Genomic DNA, 18,442 nt, shown 5'->3' on the forward strand with positions numbered 1-18,442 from the left:
GCTGCCGCGCCTGCTCGACCGCGCCGCGCTTGAACTCTTCGCTGTATCGTCTTCTCTTCGACATGAACACTCCTTTTGCCCAGTATCGGGCTTTTTAGAAGCGTCCGTAAAATCGGGGTAGAACCCTCTGCATATACCCGAAACCCGACACGCCGCAACTCGGCAGAAAGGAACCTTTTGACGATGTCGTAAGAGTCGCCGAACCATTCGGGGTTCATAAGCCTTCCAATTTTGCCCAACGCTTGAGTTCAGCGGCGTTTAGGCGGCAGTTGCTTTTGCGACAGCAAAAGCGGCTGGCGGGTCAAACGTCCGCTGCAACGATTTGTTATGCCCGCCTTCCACTATGGCACCTTGATTAGATCTGCCCACCAACGCCTTTGAACTTCTCGACAAACGCAGAAATCTTCTCGAATACCGTCTGCTTTTTCGTTTTGTACTGCGGGTTGAGCGGGCTCATTTTCGGTAGCGTGGAATTCAGCGCAGTGCCGTTTTCGGTAGCGTATTCTCGCTTCAGTGAGGCCTTGATGTAGCGCCGCGCGGCTTCCTCACTAAGACCCTCAGACTCAATCAATGACTCGGCTTCTCGCTTTTGCTCAGCCTGGGCGAAGGTAAAGAAGGCATCGATGATGCTAGCCTTGTCGCCGATGACGTCGAGGTCGGTCTGGTTGATGAAGTCCACGATCAGGCTTTCTTTTGCCCGGTTGCCTACGCTGGCGCGGATCAGCCGGCGCACCTCGCCGATGAGGTCATCCTTGTTCTTGTTCTTCTTGTTGTGTTCGAAGATCAGCTCCAGGATGTAATCTAGGTTGATCTCTTGGGATTTCAGCAAATCCACTTCAAAAACAACATCATCCCAGTCCAGCGTCGATTCGTCTTTTTGCTCCCCTGCCTTTTGCCGCCGCAGCCAGTCGCGGGTGTCGTTGTAGGTCGAGCGATAGTCCTGAATCAGACGCTCAGGCAGTACGTCAATCTTTTGCATGGCCTCCAGGTCAGTGTCATTGAGATAGTGCTTGGCCTTGAAGGCCTCAACCGCGCCTGCATCTTCCAGGTCCACCGCCTGCAACGCTTGCAGGCCGGTGAATTCGTCGTAGTTGCGCAGCACATTCTCTACCCGCAGATACTCGCCAAACAGCTTGACGAAGTCTTTCTTGTCCTGCTCCTTGACGATATTGTTGGGATCGGGGAAACGGTTTTTCAGCTCCTGCACCACCTCCACATAGCCACGGCTGGCCTTGCCGGTGGCGATGTCGGTGAAGCCCTCCATGTATTCCCTGTAGCTTTTCTCCAACACCACGTCGCGTGTATTGGCATCGCCGAACAGTGTGATCGCATCAATCGTGCTCTGCTCCAGATCACGGAAGGTCACGATGTTTCCGAAGGTCTTGGTGGCGTCATAAATGCGATTGGTGCGCGAATACGCCTGCAGCAGCCCGTGGTAGCGCAGGTTCTTGTCCACGAACAGCGTGTTGAGGCTGGGGGCATCAAATCCGGTCAGGAACATACCCACGACGATCAGCAGGTCCACCTCCTGCTTCTTGACCCGCTGCGCCAGATCACGGTAGTAGTTCTGGAAGCCCTTGCTGTCCACCCCGAAGTTGGTCCTGAACGCGGCGTTGTAGTCGTCAATGGCCTTGTTCAGAAACTCTTTGGCGCTGCTGTTCATCGCCGTCACCTCAAAGCTCTCATCGGCGATGTCGCCGATTGCGTCCTGCGCTTCATTGGCGGCGAACGAGAAGATGGTGGCGATGTTCAGGCGCTTGTTTTCCTCGACGTCGGCTTGCGCCTCGCCAAAGGCTTCGTAGTAAGCCTTGGCGGCATCCACGCTGCTCACCGCAAACATGGCGTTGAAGCCATTGCTGCCCATATGGGCGCGATGCGTTTTCAGGCGAAAGTTCCTGAGAATGTAATCCGTGATCTCGCGAATGCGATCCGGATGCAGCAGCGCTTGCTTGTTCTCGGCAGCAGTGAGCTTCTGCTCATCCTGCTCAGTCTCGATGGCTTTAAACTGCGGCCGCACATCGTTGTAGTCCACCTTGAACTTGAGCACCTTCTCATCGCGGATAGCGTCAGTGATTACATAGGAATGCAGCTCACGCCCGAACACGCTGCCGGTGGTCTCCGCGCCCAGCGCGTTTTGCGGAAAGATCGGCGTGCCGGTAAAGCCGAACTGGTAATAGCGCTTGAACTTCTTCTGCAGGTTCTTCTGCGCCTCGCCAAACTGGCTGCGGTGGCACTCATCGAAGATGAACACCACCTGCTGGCGGTAGACGGGCAGTTCGTCCCCGCTGCGCATCAGGTTGTTTAGCTTCTGGATGGTGGTGACGATGATCTTGTTGTCGTCCTTGTCCAGATTGCGCTTGAGGCCCGCCGTGCTGTCGGAGCCGTTGACGCTATCCGGCGAGAAGCGCTGGTACTCCTTCATCGTCTGGTAATCGAGGTCCTTGCGGTCGACGACGAAGAACACCTTGTCGATGAATTCCAGCTCGGTCGCCAACCGGGCGGCCTTGAAGCTGGTCAGCGTCTTGCCCGAGCCGGTGGTGTGCCAGATGAAGCCGCCGCCTTCGATGGAACTCCACTGCTTGGCCTCAAAGGCGCTCTTGATCTTCCACAAAATGCGTTCGGTGGCCGCGATCTGGTACGGGCGCATCACCAGCAAGGTGTTGCCTACGTCAAACACCGAATACTTCAGCAGCACTTCCAGCAGCGTGTGCTTCTGGAAGAAGGTGGCGGTGAAGTCCTTCAGATCCTTGATCAGCGCGTTGTCCGCCTGCGCCCAGTGCATGGTGAAGTCGAAGCTGTTCTTGTTGCGCGCAGTGGTGTTGGCGAAGTAGCGGGTATCCGTGCCGTTAGAGATCACGAACAACTGCAGGAACTTGTACAACGAGTTTTCGGAGTTGAAGCTCTCCTTGCTGTAGCGGTGCACCTGGTTGAAGGCTTCGCGAATCGCGACGCCGCGCTTCTTCAGCTCCACCTGCACCAGCGGCAGGCCATTGACCAGAATGGTCACATCATAGCGGTTAGCCTGACTGCCGGTCTGCTCAAACTGCTTGATCACCTGCAGCCGATTATTCAGCACATGGTGCTTGTCCAGCAGGTAGATGTTCTCGATGTGGCCGTCATCAAACACAAAATCGTGGATGTAATCCTCGTGAACCTTGCGGGCCTTGTCGGTGCTGCTCTCACTGGCCGGGTCCAGGTATTGCTCGACAAAGCGTTGCCACTCGTGATCCGAGAAGCGCACATCGTTCAGGGCCTCCAGCTGCACCCGCACATTGGCCAGCATTGCCTCCGGTGAGCGTATGTCGGCTGCGTAGGCGTAGCCCTGGTTCTGCAGATCGCGGATGAACTCCCGCTCCAGCGCGTCTTCGCTCTGGTAGTCCTCCCGCACCTCGTAGTCACGTTTATAGCGGTCGAGGACGATGAAGTTTCTGGTTTCAGCGATTGTTCTGCAATCTGTCATGGAGTGGTTTCTGCCTCTGCAACTGGCGCTTCTTCCGTCTCTTCAAACTTAAGGCCGCTGGCAACAAAATGTTCGTAGATGGTTTTAAGCATGTTCTTGATTTCTGGAGGAATCGACTCGATCTCTTCACCTGAGTGCTTCGAATGCGCCCCGTAGTTCGCGAGCCGCTGTGCGTAGGGGTCAGTCTTTCCCTCGCTTGTCTTTGGCAGAAGCTCTTCCCACCGCTTGAGCCCAAGAAACGTCGCGGTCTTTTCGAGTATGTTTCGCATGAACCCGAAGTGGTACTTTCTGACTTCGCCGGACTCAATAGCCTGCCTGACCTCCTGCATTAGGAACAAATGGTAAGAGAATGGGGCGTCGGAACTTTGTTCTCGAAGTTCAAACGTTTCGAGCTCTGTCTTTTCGAGCAGCCACTTCGCATGATATTTGGGCCGCCAGCTACTACCGTTGCTCCCATTGTTCCGCAGTTCGTTTGACAACACATTGAAGAATAATGGGTTGTGAGTCGAAATGATGAATCGCAACTCAGAACTATTGCTCTTGACCAGCGTTGCCAGGTCTACAGCTAGCTGAATAAGGTGATTATCATCCAATGAGCTGACTGGATCGTCTACGAATACATAGTCCAGATGGGAAAACGGTCCTGCTGAATCCTGCTCCTCCTCGCCCAGCGTGGAAACGACTTGTTCAATCAGACTGAAAAAAATGCTCCAAATGAAGTTGCTCTCTTCTCCCTTGGAGATCTTTATATTGTGCTCGACACCTTCGTCCCCGCCATCGAAGTTAAAGCGAACTTCTTTAAAATCGGGGTCGAACTCCGGCAGCAGCCTGCTACTCGTATAGCGTTGGAAGTGCCTGGTCGCATTTGGCTCTTGCCCCTGATCCTTAAGCGCCCAGTCAGTGTAGCCGTTCGGTCGAATGACTAGCCTGCGATCAGTATCAGCTAATAGATCGTTGTCCCAGTAAAAAAGATCTTCGGTGAAGGCGTTGTAGTACAGGACTTTCGATTTCTCTTCCTCCTCACCGTCAGCCTCATCAAGATTTTTGGGAGAGATCAATTCCTTGAACGCACGCGACAGACGCGTCTTGCCGCTGCCATTGAAGGCGTAGATCAAGTGTACTTTCTTGTCGCTGTCGCGAAGTTGCTCGGCGATTTCATTCAAGCTCTGGCTCATCTCAGGACACCACCTCTGGTTGGGCTTCAGGCTTGGGGAAGCTCAGCAGCAAATCGCGGTAATACTCGTATTGCTTTTGGCGGGCAGTCAGCTCGGCGGTCAGCTCGGCGGTCAGCTCGGTGAAGCAGTCCAGGATGCGCACGATCTCCGCCTGGATGGCCAACGATTTTTCCGGGTTGTCTGGGCAGGGGATGGGGATTGGGATTTCAAGCAGCTTCCCTTTGGTGAGCTTTGCTCGTCCGCCTCCCGACAAGTACGGGATGAAGTTGACTACGGACAAAAAATGAAATAGAAAGCGGGTGTTTACGCGTTCCTTCCCTCCGATCACGTGAACATGATTATTGGCCCAAAACTTTCCGACAGCGTATTGGATTGAGTATCTCTCCAAGCTTGCGGAACCGTCTTCGGCGATTAGAACGAACTCGCCTTCATGGGTGTGGCCCTCAACATAATCTTGTACGTTATTGGCGCCGTAATACGGTGTATCGCCGGGAATCCTCAACGATGCCTTAACCGGCCGTCGGCCCCGATTGGCAACTTCGATAAATTTCTCGTTGCCTAGCAGCACCCACTCCACGCCCGCACCATCCAGCAACTTCTCCAAAAACGCCGGCAACTGTGCACTGTGCGCTGTGCTCTGTGAATCGCTCACACTTCAATCTCCCTCACAATTGCATCAATGTCTTTGCGCAGCCCATCAATCTTGCTCACGGTGGCTGCAATCTCCCGATTCAGCTCATCGATATCAATCACTTTCCGCGTGTCCTTCGCGTCCACATAGGAACTCACGGAGAGGTTGAAATCATTCTCGGCGATCACCTCCATGCGCACGGAGTGGGCGACATGGGCGACATCCTCCTTCTCGTCAAACAGCCGCACGATCTCGGCGACGTGTTCGTCGGTCATGAAGTTGGTGTTGGTGCCCTTATTGAAGAAGTCCTCACCGGAGGCATCGATAAACTGCACACTTGTATCCGCCTTGTGCTTCGACAGCACCAGAATGTTCACCGCGATGGTGGTGCCGTAGAACAAGTTGGGCGCCAGGGCGATGACGGTTTCGACGAAGTTGTTTTCCACCAAGTATTGGCGGATCTTTTTCTCCGCACCGCCGCGGTAGAAGATGCCGGGAAAGCAGACGATGGCCGCCCGGCCCTTGGCGGACAGGTAGTTGAGGCAGTGCATGACAAAGCCGAAATCGGCCTTGGATTTGGGTGCCAGCACGCTGGCCGGCGCAAAGCGCTCGTCGTTGATCAGGGTGGGGTCGTCGCTGCCGATCCATTTCACCGAATACGGCGGGTTGGAGACGATGGCATCAAAGGGCTTGTCGTCGCGAAAGTGCGGCTCGGTGAGGGTGTTGCCCAGCTGGATGTTGAACTTGTCGTAGTTCACGTTGTGCAGGAACATGTTCATCCGCGCCAGGTTGTAGGTGGTGTGGTTGATCTCCTGGCCGAAGAAGCCGTCTTCGATCAGGTGGTCATCCATGTGCTTCTTGGCCTGCAGCAGCAGCGAGCCGGACCCGGCGGCGGGGTCGTAGATCTTGTTGACGCTGGCCTGGCCGTGAATGGCGAGCTGAGCAATGAGTTTGGAAACGTGCTGCGGAGTGAAGAACTCGCCGCCGGATTTGCCGGCATTGGCGGCGTAGTTGCCGATCAGGTATTCGTAGGCATCGCCGAAGACATCGATCCCGCTGTCCTCGAAGTGGCCGAATTTCAGCTCATTCACGCCCTTGAGCACCGCAGCCAGGCGGCTGTTCTTGTCCTTGACGGTCTTGCCCAGACGGTTGCTGGTGGTGTCGAAGTCGTCGAACAGGCCCTTGATGTCTTCCTCGGAGTCGTAACCCAGCGCCGAGCCTTCAATGGCAGTGAAGATAGCCTTGAGATCGGTATTGAGGTTGTCGTTTTGATTCGCGCCCGCCACCACGTTGCTGAACAACTGGCTGGGGTAGATGAAATAACCCTTGGTCTTGACGGCATCATCCTTGATGTCATCGGTGATGACGTCATCGCTCAGGCACGCGTAGTTGACGCTTTCATCCCCGCCCTCGATGTAGCGGGCGAAGTTTTCGCTGATAAAGCGGTAGAACAGCGCGCCAAGCACATACTGCTTGAAATCCCAGCCGTCCACCGTGCCGCGCACGTCGTTGGCGATCTGCCAGATGCGGCGCTTGAGTTCATCGAATTGCTGGATGCTGGTCATGGTGTTGCCTTATTTTATGAGCAAGGTTGTGGGTTAGGTCGGTGCGGGCATAACTAAAAGTAGACACCAATAATGGCGTGTTAAAACACGCTGATTCTGGTGTGTAACACTCGTTCTCTTGCCTTCGAACCGCGTCGCAGGTAGCTTCTTCTGGGGTTACACTCCGACAACCGCAGGGAGCATAGACGCCATGGATCAGGCGCCGAAGCTGCTGGACCAGGTCCGGGAGCGCATTCGATTCAAGCACTACAGCATCCGCACGGAACGGGCCTACGTTCACTGGATTCGCCGCTTTATTCTTTTCCACGGAAAACGCCATCCGAACACGATGGGGGCGTCCGAGGTCGAGGCTTTTCTCACGCACTTGGCGACCAAGGGCAACGTCGCCGCATCGACGCAGAACCAGGCGTTCAGCGCGCTGCTTTTCCTTTATCGGGATGTGCTCGGCCAGCAGCTTGATGCTGTTTCCAGTGTGGAGCGGGCGAAGAAACCGGAGAGGCTGCCCACTGTCCTCACGCGAGACGAGGTGCGAACGGTGATGGCGCACCTGGACGGAACCAATGCGCTGATGGCGAAGCTGCTTTACGGCGCCGGTCTGCGCCTGATGGAGTGCGTCCGACTCCGCATCAAGGACGTGGAGTTCAACCGCCTGGAAATCATGGTGCGCGACGGTAAGGGCGGCAAGGATCGGGTAACCATGCTGCCGGACTCGCTTGCTGAAGGCCTCGCGGAGCAGGTCCGGCGGACGGTGGAGATCCACCGGCAGGATCTGGCCTCCGGCTATGGCAGTGTGTACTTGCCCAACGCCCTTGCGCGGAAGTATCCGGCGGCACCGCAGGAGACGGGGTGGCAGTACGTGTTCCCCGCATCGAGGCTGTCTGTTGATCCGCGTTCCGGGAAGACGCGTCGACACCATGTGGACGAAAAGCGGCTGCAGCGGGCGGTGAAAGCAGCGGTGCGTAAGGCGGGAATCACGAAACCGGCCTCCTGCCACACCTTCCGGCACTCGTTCGCCACGCACCTGCTGGAATCCGGGTACGACATCCGGACGGTGCAGGAACTGCTCGGCCACAGTGATGTGCGGACCACGATGATCTACACGCATGTGCTGAACCGTGGCGGGAAAGGGGTGCGGAGCCCGCTGGACGTGGCCTGACGGCAGTGCTCTGTGATCAATGCTGTGACGGCCTGGGTCCATGGCGCGGTTTCCGCTTGTCGTTTTTCCACGACAGTAGCGGAAATCGGGCGGTGTGCCAAACGGTTGGTCCGGGTGTGCCATGGCGTATGCCCCAAAACAAAACCCCGGCACCTTACGGCGACCGGGGTTTGTCGTTTCCTGCCAGGGTGCGGCTTAGCTCAGCCGCACTTGCTGTCCCCGCAGTTGAGGCAGGTCATGCAGCCGTCCATCTGGATCGCGGCTTTGACGTTGCACTTCTTGCAGAGCTGGGCGTTCTCCGGGAAATCGCCCTCGCCCGGGGCTTCGGCCGCGGCGGCGTCCATGGCCGGGTTGTGGCCGGCGGCTTCGGCCTTTTTCTTCTCCAGGAACGCCTTCTGGTGGTCATCCAGCTCTTCGGACTCGATCATGCCAATCTTCTTCAGGTGCGTCTCGATGACGTCACCAAGCTCGGCCACCAGCGAGGGCATGAACCGACCGCCCTTCTTGAAGTAGCCGCCGCGCGGGTCGAACACGGAGCGCAGCTCTTCCACCAGGAAGGTGCAGTCGCCGCCCTTGCGGAACACCGAGGAGACGATGCGCGTGAGGGCGACGATCCACTGGAAGTGGTCCATGTTCTTGGAGTTGATGAAGATCTCGAACGGCCGCCGGAGCTCATGATCCGTACCGGGGTTGAGCACGATGTCGTTGATGGTCACGTACAGCGCGTGCTCGGAGAGCGGCGTCTTGATCTTGTAGGTGCTGCCTTCCAGCTCGTTGGGGCGCTGCACCGACTCGTGCATGTGCTCGATGTCGGGGGCGTTGGCAGCCTCGGTTGTTGCTGCCGGGGCGTTGGTGGGCTTGGCTTCGCCGTCGTCCGGCTTGGCGACTTCGTAGCCCACGATTTTGCTGTCGATCTTGATAGCCATGGTGCGATTCCTCCGTGGGCTCAGAACTTGCCGTAGTAGCCTTCTTTCAGGGCGTCGAAGAGGTTGGCGGCGGTGTGCATTTCGCCGTCGTACTCGATCTCGTCGCCACCCTGGGCCTCGACCACGCTGCCGTCTTCCAGCTCGAAGCGGTAGGTGGTGTTGGCCAGATCCTCTTCCTTCACCAGCACGCCCTGGAACGCTTCCGGGTTGAAACGGAAGGTGGTGCAGCCCTTGAGCCCCTGCTGATGGGCATACATGTAGATATCCTTGAAGTCCTCGTAGGGGTAGTCCGTGGGCACGTTGGCCGTCTTGGAGATGGAGGAGTCCACCCACTTCTGGGCCGCGCCCTGGATGTCCACGTGCTGCTTGGGCGTGACTTCATCGGCGGTGATGAAGTACTCCGGCAGGCCGGAACTGTGGGCATCCGCCGCCTGGGGCAGGCCGGAGGCGTCGATGAAGGAGCGGTAGGCCAGCAGCTCGAAGCTGAACACGTCCACCTTCTCTTTCGACTTGCGGCCTTCGCGGATCACGTTGCGGTAGTAGTGGTGCGCGAAGCTGGGCTCGATGCCGTTGCTGGCATTGTTGGCCAGCGACAGCGAAATGGTGCCCGTGGGCGCGATGGAGCTGTGGTGCGTGAAGCGCGCGCCCTTCTCGGCGATGGCGTCCACGGTCTCCGGGTCGGCGTCGGCGACCTTTTCCATGTAGTGGCTGTAGCGGGCCATGAGCACGCGGCCCTTCACGCTGTCACCGGCCTTGTAGCCGTCCTCGGCCATGCGCGGGCGCTTGGCGAGCATCTCGTGGGTGACGGTGAAGTCTTCGTCCATGATCGGCGCCGCGCCCTTCTCGTCGGCCAGATCCACGGCGGTGCGCCAGCCCTGCAGGGCCATCTGCTTGGACGCCTCTTCGGTGAAGGCCACGGAGTCGGCATCGCCGTACTTCATGCGCAGCATGGTCACCGTGGAGCCCAGGCCCAGGAAGCCCATGCCGTGGCGGCGCTTGCGTATGATCTCTTTCTGCTGCTCGGGCAGCGGCAGGCCGTTCACTTCCACCACGTTGTCGAGCATACGGGTGAATACCGCAACCACGTCGCGGTAGGTGTCCCAGTCGAAGTAGGCGTTTTCGGTGAACGGCTCGCGCACGAACTTGGTGAGGTTCACGGAACCGAGGAGGCAGGCGCCGTAGGGCGGTAAGGGCTGTTCACCGCAATTGTGTGCGTGCAACCCATTGGCATCAAATGAATTAATGCCTGGAACCTGCACATCGTAGACGTCTTCTTCGCCGTCTGCTTCCACTTCGGTCACTCGGGCCACAAAACGCGTCCGGTTAAGGGCACGGGTATAGCCGGCCAGCGACGCTTCAAGCTGGCTCTGCTTGTCGCTGTCACCAAAGCCGACGCGCTCGGCGAAAACCGCCAGATCCTCACCACTGATCACCAGCTCGTGCTGATCCTGGATGGCGTAGGTCCCAGTACCGCCTTTGCCATCGGGGAGCTGTGCTTCGCCGTTGGCACGACGATCACGATAGATGGTGGAGGCCACCCCCAGGCGCAGCAGCATGCGCTGCACGCCTTCGAGCCGCGCGATGTCAGACTGCGCCAGGCGCACGCTCACACCCTTTGTCTGGGAACCCTGAACCGATCCGTCAGCGTCGAACAGGCCACGAATGAAGCCGGCATGGCCGCGCGCGGAGGAGCGTTCGATTTCCGTCGTTACACCCTTGTTTCCGGGCGTCATGCCCATCCGGCCGGCAAGCGTCTTCAGCGCTGCAGTGGACAGCCGCCACTCACTGCGCCCGGCAACGGCCTGCCAGCCCCGGAAATCAGCACGGTGGCCAAGTTCGCGGGCTGCTGCTTCGGCACGCGCCATGATGGCCCGCACGCCATCTGAAGGCGCACCGTCATCGCCGTTGGCAACCGCCGCCGGCGCCCAGGTGGAGAGCACGGCCTTGTCCTGCTTCAGTGTGCCGTCGCCCACGAGAAGGCCAAGGAGATACCCCTCGTCCTCGGAAAGCTCACCCTCCCACTCGGGAAGGTCCCGATGGTTGTTCAGAAGCACCCGGTCGCCGGCGCGCAGTTCACCCGCTGCGCACCACTCGGTCTCGGTGGAGTAGCGCGTGAAACGCGAAACCCGCCGCACGCGGTGGTCTTCCGTGAGCCGCAGGTTGTAGCCTTCGGCAGTCTGCAGCCGAACAACGGCCTTGGTATCGGTACGGAAGAAGCCGTCCTCACCGCTCGCGTGGACGACGCCGTCGACCACGGCCTGGAACGGCCGACCAATCAGCTCGCTGACCTGACGGGGACCTTCGTCTGTCTGTACCCAGGTATCTGCCGTCACACAGGGGTTGGTCGCGCGGATGTCTTCGTCGAACCAATTGTTGTTCATCTCGTTGACGCGGTCAATGAGGATGAAGCCCGGCTCGGCGAAGTCGTAGGTGGAGGTCATGATCATGTCCCACAGGCGCTTCGCTTTCACGGTGCGCTCGATGCGGCAGGCGACCAGACCTTCCTCGTTGGTGACGTAGCCTTCCTTGCGCGGCCAGTAGCGCCAGCGGATGACGGACGGGTCGTTGAGGTCGATGTTGTCCACTTCCACTTCGCGCGGGCTCACCGGGAAGGCGAGCGCCCAGTCGGCGTCGTTGCGCACGGCCTCGATGAACTCATCGGTGATGAGCAGGCTGAGGTTGAACTGACGCAGGCGGCCGTCTTCGCGCTTGGCGCGGATGAAATCGAGCACGTCCGGGTGGCCCACGTCGAAGGTGGCCATCTGCGCGCCGCGGCGGCCGCCGGCGCTGGAGACGGTGAAGCACATGCGGTCGTAGATATCCATGAACGACAGCGCGCCGCTGGTGTAGGCGCCGGCGCCGGAGACGTAGGCGCCCTTGTGCCGCAGGGTGGAGAACTCGTAGCCAATGCCGCAGCCGGCCTTCAGCGTCAGCCCCGCTTCGTGCACTTTCTGCAGGATGTCGTCCATGGAGTCGCCGACAGTGCCGGAGACGGTGCAGTTGATGGTGCTGGTGGCCGGCTTGTGCGCTTCGGCGCCAGCATTGGAGGTGATGCGGCCGGCCGGGATCGCGCCCTGGCGCAGGGCCCAGAGAAACTTGCCGTACCACTCCTCGCGCTTCTTCTTGGTAGTTTCAACCTGAGCCAGGGAGCGCGCCACCCGCTTGTAGGTGTCATCGACGGTCTCGTCGATCACCCGGCCATCCTTTGCTTTCAGGCGGTACTTTTTATCCCAGATATCCCAGGACGCACTCTGGATTTCGATCTCGGTTACGTCCTTCGGCACATCCCGGGCCTCGGCTGCACTCGTCATCCGTCAGTACTCCCATGACTGTTGGTTTTTCATCAACGACTTGCGTTAGCTATCCACAGGCTGTTCCACAAGATATGAACAACTTGTACCCGCTAACCCCTATATATTGGGGTGAATGAAGAGCATCTTAGAATATCCAGTGTGCAAGTCAACGGTTGACACAACCGGGAAAACGGACTCTGAACGACCGGTTCATTAACGGGGAAAATTCACCACAGATCGGCGGGGACGGCGCCGGAGCGCCCGTAAACCACGGCGGGGTCGTGGCCGAGGAATCGCAGGATCTCGTCTTCGCGCTGGAGGGCGTCCTTGTAGCCCAGATCGATGAGGGCCTGACAGAAGCCCTGCTCGAAGAGCAGGTAGCTGGCCACGGTGGATCCGCCACCACTGGTGGCGCCGCTGCCCTTGAGGAAGAACCGCAGCGAGCGCGGCAGCTCGTGGGCGTGGCGGGCGGCGATCTCGTCGATCTCTTCGCTGGGGGAGATTTTCAGGGCCTCCACCCGGCGCAGGGGCAACTCGTGGGTGTGACGGGCCTTCTCGGGGATGAGGTCCACTGTGCGGTTGATGCGCTCCAGCCGCTCGAGATCACCTTCGAGCATGTCGATGAAGGCCGAGTCGAGCATGTGGCCGAGGATCTCCGCCACCGAGGGGTAGCGCTCGGGCACGCGACCCGGCGGCAGAGCCCCCACCCGGCCGCTCACGCCAATGACCAGCACCCGGTCGGCACCCATGTGCAGCGCCGGGCTGATGGGCGCGAGCTGGCGCACGGAGCCGTCGCCGTAGAAGTTGTCGCCGATGCGCACGGCCGGGAACACCACCGGGATGGCGCTGGAGGCAAGCAGGTGCTGGAGGCCCAGCTGGGTGCGCACACCCACCCGCCGCGCCCGCCCCCACTCATTGATGCTGCGGTCGCCCTGGAAGAACGACACCGACTCGCCGCCGGTGTACCGCGAGGCGGTGATGCTGAGCGCACGCAGGTCGCCGCTGGCGATGGCCTCTTCGATGCGCTCGAAGCGCATCAGGTTGCCGAGCAACTCGCGCAGGGGGCGGTTGTCCAGCAGCGACACCGGGCGGTGGGCGCCCACGCCACCCAGAAACAGGGCCGAGAGCCACTTCATCGCACGGGCCGAGACGCCGAGCGCGTCGGTGCGGTAGACCTGCTCGGCGGTGAAGCCACCCCAGACTTCCTCCAGCCCGCGCACGCCCTGGCGGAAGCGCGTGGCGTGGGTGGCCAGGGCGGCAGCGTTCAGGGCGCCGGCGGAGGTGCCGCAGATCACCGGGAAGGGGTTGCCGGCATGGCGTGGCAGCATCCGGGCGATGGCGCGCAGCACGCCTACCTGGTATGCGGCGCGGGCGCCGCCGCCGGAGAGGATCAGACCCACGCAAGGCCCTGATTTCGGCCCACGTGCCGAGACCTCCCTTGCCCGCCAGATCATGCCGCTGCCCCCCTCCAACCGGGAAAACCGGCACCCTAGTGGAACAGGTCCGTCGTTTCCAGCACGTCGACGTTGGCCGCCTGCAACGCCTGCTGGCAGTCCTGGTCGTTGTCGTGGGTCACGGGGCGTGTGAGGTCCCACAGAAAACCAACCCGGAAGCCCGCTTCGGCGGCATCCTCGGCGGTCCACTGGACGCACACGTCCCGCGCCAGCCCGCACACCAGCACGGTGTGCACGCCCCGCTCGCGCAGGTAGCCGGCCAGGCCGGTGGGCGGCCGCCTGCCGGCGGCGTTCCAGTTGTTGCGGAAGCCGCTGTAGGAATCCACCCGCGGGTCGCAGCCCTTGCGAAGGATGAGGTCCGCGTGATCCCACGGCAGGCCCGGTACCAGCTCCGCACCGGCAGTGCCCTGCACGCAGTGATCCGGCCACAGCACCTGCTCGTGGCCGTGGACCTCGATGGTCTCGAACGGGGTGCGGTCGGCGTGTGAGCTGGCGAAGGAAACGTGCCCCGGTGGGTGCCAGTCCTGGGTGGCGACCATCACCCCACAGGGCCGCGCCTCCATGAGCCTGCGCACGCCGGGCAGGATGGCGTCGCCGTTGGCGGTGGCGAGCGGTCCGCCCGCCATGAAGTCCGGCTGGATGTCCACCAGCAGCAGGGCCGTGTGATCAGGGTCGCTGAATAGCTCGTTGCCCGACATGATGCGCCCTCCATTCGGGTCGCCCTTGTCTGTACAAAGTCCAGTATCCGGGTGTGGAGGGGGGTTCACAAGGGTGTGGCGGTTGCGGGGGTGATTCGTTGGGTCGCGACTGAAGTCGCTCCTACGGGTCGGTGCCCCCGTGTAGGAGCGACTTCAGTCGCGACAGCAGGTCCAGGCCAGACGGCCTCACTCCACCGGCTTCACCGCCAACGGATTCCAGCTCTGGGTGACGGGCATGACCTCCAGGGTGTTCACGTTCACCCGCGCGGGCAGGCTGCTGACCCACCAGATGACTTCCGCGATGTCCTCGGGCTGGATGGGGTCGTTGCCCTCGTAGAGACTGGCGGCCTTGTCGCTGTCGCCACGGAAGCGGACGGTGGAGAACTCCGTCTCGCACAGGCCCGGCTCCAGGTTGGTGACACGCACGCGGGTGCCCTGAAGATCGGAGCGAACGGCGCGGCTGAACTGCTGCACGAACGCCTTCGTGCCGCAGTACACGTTGCCGCCCGGATAGGGCCAGTTGCCGGCCACGGAGCCGAGGTTGATCACATGGCCGCGGTTGCGCTCGACCATGCCCGGCAGGAGCGCACGGGTGAGGCGCAGCACGCCCATGATGTTGGTCTCCACCATGGTCTCCCACTCGTCCATGCTGCATTCCTGGGCGGGCTCGCGGCCCAGGGCGAGCCCGGCGTTGTTCACCAGCACGTCGATCTCGGCGAACGCCGGCGGCAGGCTTGCCAGGGCCTGCTCGGTGGCCTGGCGGTCGGTGATGTCGAACTGCAGGGTGTGCAGGTGTTCGGGGCCGCCCAGCTCCTGCTGCATGGCCGCGAGTCGGTCGCCGCGGCGGCCGGTGATGACCACCTTCCAGCCGTTGTCGCGGAAGCGCCGCGCCGTGGCCGCGCCGAAGCCGGATGTGCCGCCGGTGATGAGTACAGTGCCCGTCATTATTGGTTTCTCCTCGTTCTGTCAGGCCGGTTCGCGGGCGCGCTCATCCGCCTCCAGCTCGTCGATGTCGTGGGCGACGGCGTTGGTGGAACGGGTAAAGCGCGCGAACAGGTCATATAGCACCGGCGTCAGGAACAGTGTCAACAGCGTGGCGAAGGAGAGCCCGCCGATGATGACCACGCCGATGGCGCCGCGGCTCTCGGCGCCGGCGCCGGTGGAGAGCACGAGCGGCAGCGCGCCGAAGACCGTGGAGACGGCGGTCATGAGAATGGGCCGGAACCGCAGGGTCGCGCCTTCCAGAATGGCCTGGCGCACCGTGCGCCCCTGATCGCGCAGCTGGTTGGCGAACTCCACCATGAGAATGCCGTTCTTCGCCATCAGGCCGATCAGCAGGATCATGCCGATCTGGCTGTAGATGTTCAGCGTGATGCCGGTAAAGAACAGCGCCGCCAGCGCGCCGGTGACCGCCAGCGGCACCGACACCATGATGATGCCGGGGTGGATGAAGCTCTCGAACTGCGCCGCCAGCACCAGGAACACCACCAGCATGGCCAGGGCGAAGGTGATGTAGATGGCCCCGGAGGTCTCCATGAACTCCTGGGAGAGGCCGAGATAGCTGGTCTGCGCCTCGTCGGGCAGCTCCTCGGCGGCGATGCGGTCCAGATACTCCAGCGCGCTGCCGAGATCGTAGCCCTCCGCAAGGGAGGCCTGGATGGTCACGGACGGCAGCCTGTTCACCCGGGTAAGCACCGGCGGCGAGCCGATCTCGTTCATGGTGAGCAGGCTGGACAGCGGCACCAGATCGGAGCCATTGCCGCCTCCGCCCCGCACGAAGATGTTCTCCAGATCCGTGGGCGAGGCGCGGTCGGCGTCCTCGGCCTGGACGATCACGTCGTACTCCCGGCCGCGATCCAGATAAGTGGTGATCTGCCGCGAGGCGAGCATGGTCTGCAGGGTGCGCCCCACCTCATCCACCGGGATGTCCAGATCCGCGGCCAGATCGCGGTTCAGGCCCACATTGAGCTGCGGGCGGGTCTCCTCGTAGTCGGCGTCCAGCCCCTGGAGGTTGGGGTTCTCCCGCGCCCGGTCGAGGATGCGCTGGCTCCACTCGCCGAGTTCGTCGTAGCTGGAGCCGCCGATGACGAACTGCACCGGCTGCTGAAAGCCACTCTGGCCCAGCCCCGGCGGGTTCACCGCGAAGGCGCGTATGCCGGGAATGGCCATGAGCTCCGGCATGATCTCGGAGGCGATGGTCTGCTGGCCGCGCTCCCGCTGATCCCACGGCGTCAGGCCAAGAATGGTGAAGCCGCTGTCGACACGCCCCCGGAAGCCGATGATGGAGAACACCCGCCACGCCTCGCCGCTCTCCACGTACGGCTGCACCACTTCTTCAATGCGCCGGACCTGCCGGTCGGTGTATTCGGCCGTCGAGCCCTGGGGGGCGCTGCTGGGGATGATGATGACGCTGCGGTCCTCGGTCGGCGACAGTTCCTCGGGCAACACCTGGAAGAGCTGGTAGGCCATGAGCGCAGCACCCACGCACACCGCCAGCACGATCAGCGGCAGGTTCAGCGCCCGCGACAGCAGCGCCTGATAGCCGTTGGTCAGCCCGGTGAACACGCGCTCCGTGGCCCGGTGCAGCCGGCCCTCGCCCGCCGGCGGCCGCAGCCACTTGGAGCACAGCACCGGCGCCAGGGTGAGCGCAACGATGCTTGAGAACGCCACGGCGGCGGCCAACACCAGCCCGAACTCGCTGAACAGCCGGCCGACGTTGCCCTCCATGAAGGCAATGGGCACGAACACGGCAATCAGCGTGAGCGTGGTGGCGACGATGGCAAATCCCACCTGCCGGGCGCCACGGAACGACGCCAGCAGCGGCGGCTCGCCGTTGTCGATGCGTCGCTGGATGTTCTCCAGCATGACGATGGCGTCGTCCACCACCAGGCCGATGGCGAGAATCAGGGCCAGCAGCGTGAGCACGTTGATGGAGAACCCCAGGGGCGCCATGACCGAGAAGGCGCCGATCACGGCCACCGGGATGGTCACCGCCGGGATCAGCGTCGCCCGCACCGAGCGCAGGAATACGAAGATCACCAGCACCACCAGACCCACCGCGATGCTCAGGGTGATGAGCACCTCGCGGATGGATTCGCGGATGAACACCGATTCGTCATAACTGATCTGCAGCTCCACATCCGCGGGCAGCGTGCCCTCCAGCAGCTCCAGTTCCCGCTGCACCGCATCCGAGACGCTGATCACGTTCGATTGCGACTGCCGGATCACACCCAGCCCCACGGCGGTGCGGCCGTTGTTGCGCAGAATGGAGGTGTCGTCCTCCACCCCGCGGGACACGCGCGCCACCTCGCCCAGGCGAATGGGCACATCGCCCTCGGTGCGCAGCACGATGCGCTCGAACTGCTCCGGCTCGTTCAGGCGGGTATCGGTGCGCACGGTGAGATCGCGCAGCACGGATTCCACCCGCCCGGCCGGTAGCTCGACGTTGTTTCGGCGCAGGGCGTTCTCGACGTCGTCCACGGTGACGTTGCGCGCGGCCATGCTCTCGCGGTCCAGCCACACGCGCATGGCGTATCGGCGCTCGCCACCGATGCGGATGTCGGCCACGCCCTCCAGCACGGAGATGCGGTCCTGCACCTGGCGCTCGATGATGTCGGTCAGCTCCACCGGCGACAGGCGATCGGAGGTCATGGCGAGCCACATCATCGGCCGCGCGTCCGCCTCCGTCTTGGTGACCACCGGCGCGTCGGCATCCTCCGGCAGGTTGTCCGCAATGCGCGCAATGGCGTCGCGCACGTCGTTGGCGGCATTGTCGATGTCACGGCTGAGCTCGAACTCGATGGTGGTCTCGCCGTTGCCGTCACGGCTCTCGGAGGTGATGGAGCGGATACCGTCCACCCGGCTGATGGCGCCTTCGATGCGCTCGGTGATCTCGGTGTCGATCACCTGCGGCGCAGCGCCCACGTAACTGGTGGAAACAGACACGATGGGCGGATCGATATTGGGGTATTCGCGTACCGGCAGCTGGGTCAGGGAGGCGATGCCGAGCACCACGATCAGCAGGCTGACCACGGTGGCCAGCACCGGCCGTTTCACGGACACATCGGAGATGATCATCGGCCGC

The 18,442-nt window shown here is 61.5% G+C and carries 11 protein-coding genes; 1 reads left to right on the top strand and 10 read right to left on the bottom strand.

Annotated elements, in window-relative coordinates; translation table 11 throughout:
- Window positions 1–355: 355 nt before the first annotated feature.
- From ACNSTU_RS12115 to ACNSTU_RS12130, 4 genes are read right to left on the bottom strand one after another with little or no spacing between them, the layout of a single operon-like run.
- Entirely contained in the window at window positions 356–3,460 is a 3,105-nt protein-coding gene (locus ACNSTU_RS12115; protein WP_418212413.1) for a type I restriction endonuclease subunit R, read from the bottom strand.
- Entirely contained in the window at window positions 3,457–4,635 is a 1,179-nt protein-coding gene (locus ACNSTU_RS12120) for an AAA family ATPase (RefSeq protein ID WP_418212414.1), read from the bottom strand. Before ACNSTU_RS12120 ends, ACNSTU_RS12115 begins: the two co-directional genes overlap by 4 nt.
- Window position 4,636: 1 nt before the next feature.
- Window positions 4,637–5,287, bottom strand: coding sequence for a restriction endonuclease subunit S (locus tag ACNSTU_RS12125; protein WP_418212415.1), 651 nt, complete (start codon window positions 5,285–5,287; stop codon window positions 4,637–4,639).
- Window positions 5,284–6,831: a type I restriction-modification system subunit M gene (locus tag ACNSTU_RS12130; protein ID WP_418212416.1), complete on the bottom strand. Its 1,548-nt coding sequence runs from the start codon at window positions 6,829–6,831 to the stop codon at window positions 5,284–5,286. Before ACNSTU_RS12130 ends, ACNSTU_RS12125 begins: the two co-directional genes overlap by 4 nt.
- Window positions 6,832–7,021: 190 nt before the next feature.
- Between ACNSTU_RS12130 and ACNSTU_RS12135 the strand changes: the two genes are divergently transcribed.
- Window positions 7,022–7,987: an integron integrase gene (locus ACNSTU_RS12135; protein ID WP_418212417.1), complete on the top strand. Its 966-nt coding sequence runs from the start codon at window positions 7,022–7,024 to the stop codon at window positions 7,985–7,987.
- Between the two features lie 200 nt (window positions 7,988–8,187).
- Here ACNSTU_RS12135 and ACNSTU_RS12140 read toward each other — a convergent pair whose 3' ends face one another.
- The 6 genes from ACNSTU_RS12140 to ACNSTU_RS12165 form a co-directional block, all read right to left on the bottom strand.
- On the bottom strand, window positions 8,188–8,913 hold the full coding sequence (locus ACNSTU_RS12140) for an NrdJb (protein WP_418212418.1): 726 nt from the start codon (window positions 8,911–8,913) through the stop codon (window positions 8,188–8,190).
- 20 nt (window positions 8,914–8,933) lie between these two features.
- A complete protein-coding gene (locus tag ACNSTU_RS12145) occupies window positions 8,934–12,224 on the bottom strand; it encodes an LAGLIDADG family homing endonuclease (RefSeq protein ID WP_418212419.1) in 3,291 nt (1,096 codons plus the stop codon).
- 209 nt (window positions 12,225–12,433) lie between these two features.
- On the bottom strand, window positions 12,434–13,606 hold the full coding sequence (locus ACNSTU_RS12150) for a patatin-like phospholipase family protein (protein ID WP_418212420.1): 1,173 nt from the start codon (window positions 13,604–13,606) through the stop codon (window positions 12,434–12,436).
- Between the two features lie 89 nt (window positions 13,607–13,695).
- Window positions 13,696–14,358: a nicotinamidase gene (locus ACNSTU_RS12155; protein ID WP_418212421.1), complete on the bottom strand. Its 663-nt coding sequence runs from the start codon at window positions 14,356–14,358 to the stop codon at window positions 13,696–13,698.
- Window positions 14,359–14,544: 186 nt separating this feature from the next.
- The gene (locus ACNSTU_RS12160; RefSeq protein WP_290632184.1) at window positions 14,545–15,303 is read right to left on the bottom strand and encodes an SDR family oxidoreductase; all 759 of its coding nucleotides are present in this window, start codon (window positions 15,301–15,303) and stop codon (window positions 14,545–14,547) included.
- Between the two features lie 21 nt (window positions 15,304–15,324).
- Entirely contained in the window at window positions 15,325–18,435 is a 3,111-nt protein-coding gene (locus tag ACNSTU_RS12165; RefSeq protein ID WP_290632186.1) for an efflux RND transporter permease subunit, read from the bottom strand.
- Window positions 18,436–18,442: the final 7 nt, after the last annotated feature.

The organism is Aquisalimonas sp. APHAB1-3, from assembly GCF_048323695.1.
Taxonomy (GTDB): Bacteria; Pseudomonadota; Gammaproteobacteria; order Nitrococcales; family Aquisalimonadaceae; genus Aquisalimonas.

Excerpts from the sequence above, each read along its gene's own strand:
- ACNSTU_RS12145 (WP_418212419.1), bottom strand. The coding sequence starts at position 12,224 with ATGACGAGTGCAGCCGAGGCCCGGGATGTGCCGAAGGACGTAACCGAG.
- ACNSTU_RS12160 (WP_290632184.1), bottom strand. The coding sequence starts at position 15,303 with ATGACGGGCACTGTACTCATCACCGGCGGCACATCCGGCTTCGGCGCG.
- ACNSTU_RS12130 (WP_418212416.1), bottom strand. The coding sequence starts at position 6,831 with ATGACCAGCATCCAGCAATTCGATGAACTCAAGCGCCGCATCTGGCAG.
- ACNSTU_RS12140 (WP_418212418.1), bottom strand. The coding sequence starts at position 8,913 with ATGGCTATCAAGATCGACAGCAAAATCGTGGGCTACGAAGTCGCCAAG.
- ACNSTU_RS12155 (WP_418212421.1), bottom strand. The coding sequence starts at position 14,358 with ATGTCGGGCAACGAGCTATTCAGCGACCCTGATCACACGGCCCTGCTG.
- ACNSTU_RS12135 (WP_418212417.1), top strand. The coding sequence starts at position 7,022 with ATGGATCAGGCGCCGAAGCTGCTGGACCAGGTCCGGGAGCGCATTCGA.
- ACNSTU_RS12165 (WP_290632186.1), bottom strand. The coding sequence starts at position 18,435 with ATGATCATCTCCGATGTGTCCGTGAAACGGCCGGTGCTGGCCACCGTG.
- ACNSTU_RS12115 (WP_418212413.1), bottom strand. The coding sequence starts at position 3,460 with ATGACAGATTGCAGAACAATCGCTGAAACCAGAAACTTCATCGTCCTC.
- ACNSTU_RS12120 (WP_418212414.1), bottom strand. The coding sequence starts at position 4,635 with ATGAGCCAGAGCTTGAATGAAATCGCCGAGCAACTTCGCGACAGCGAC.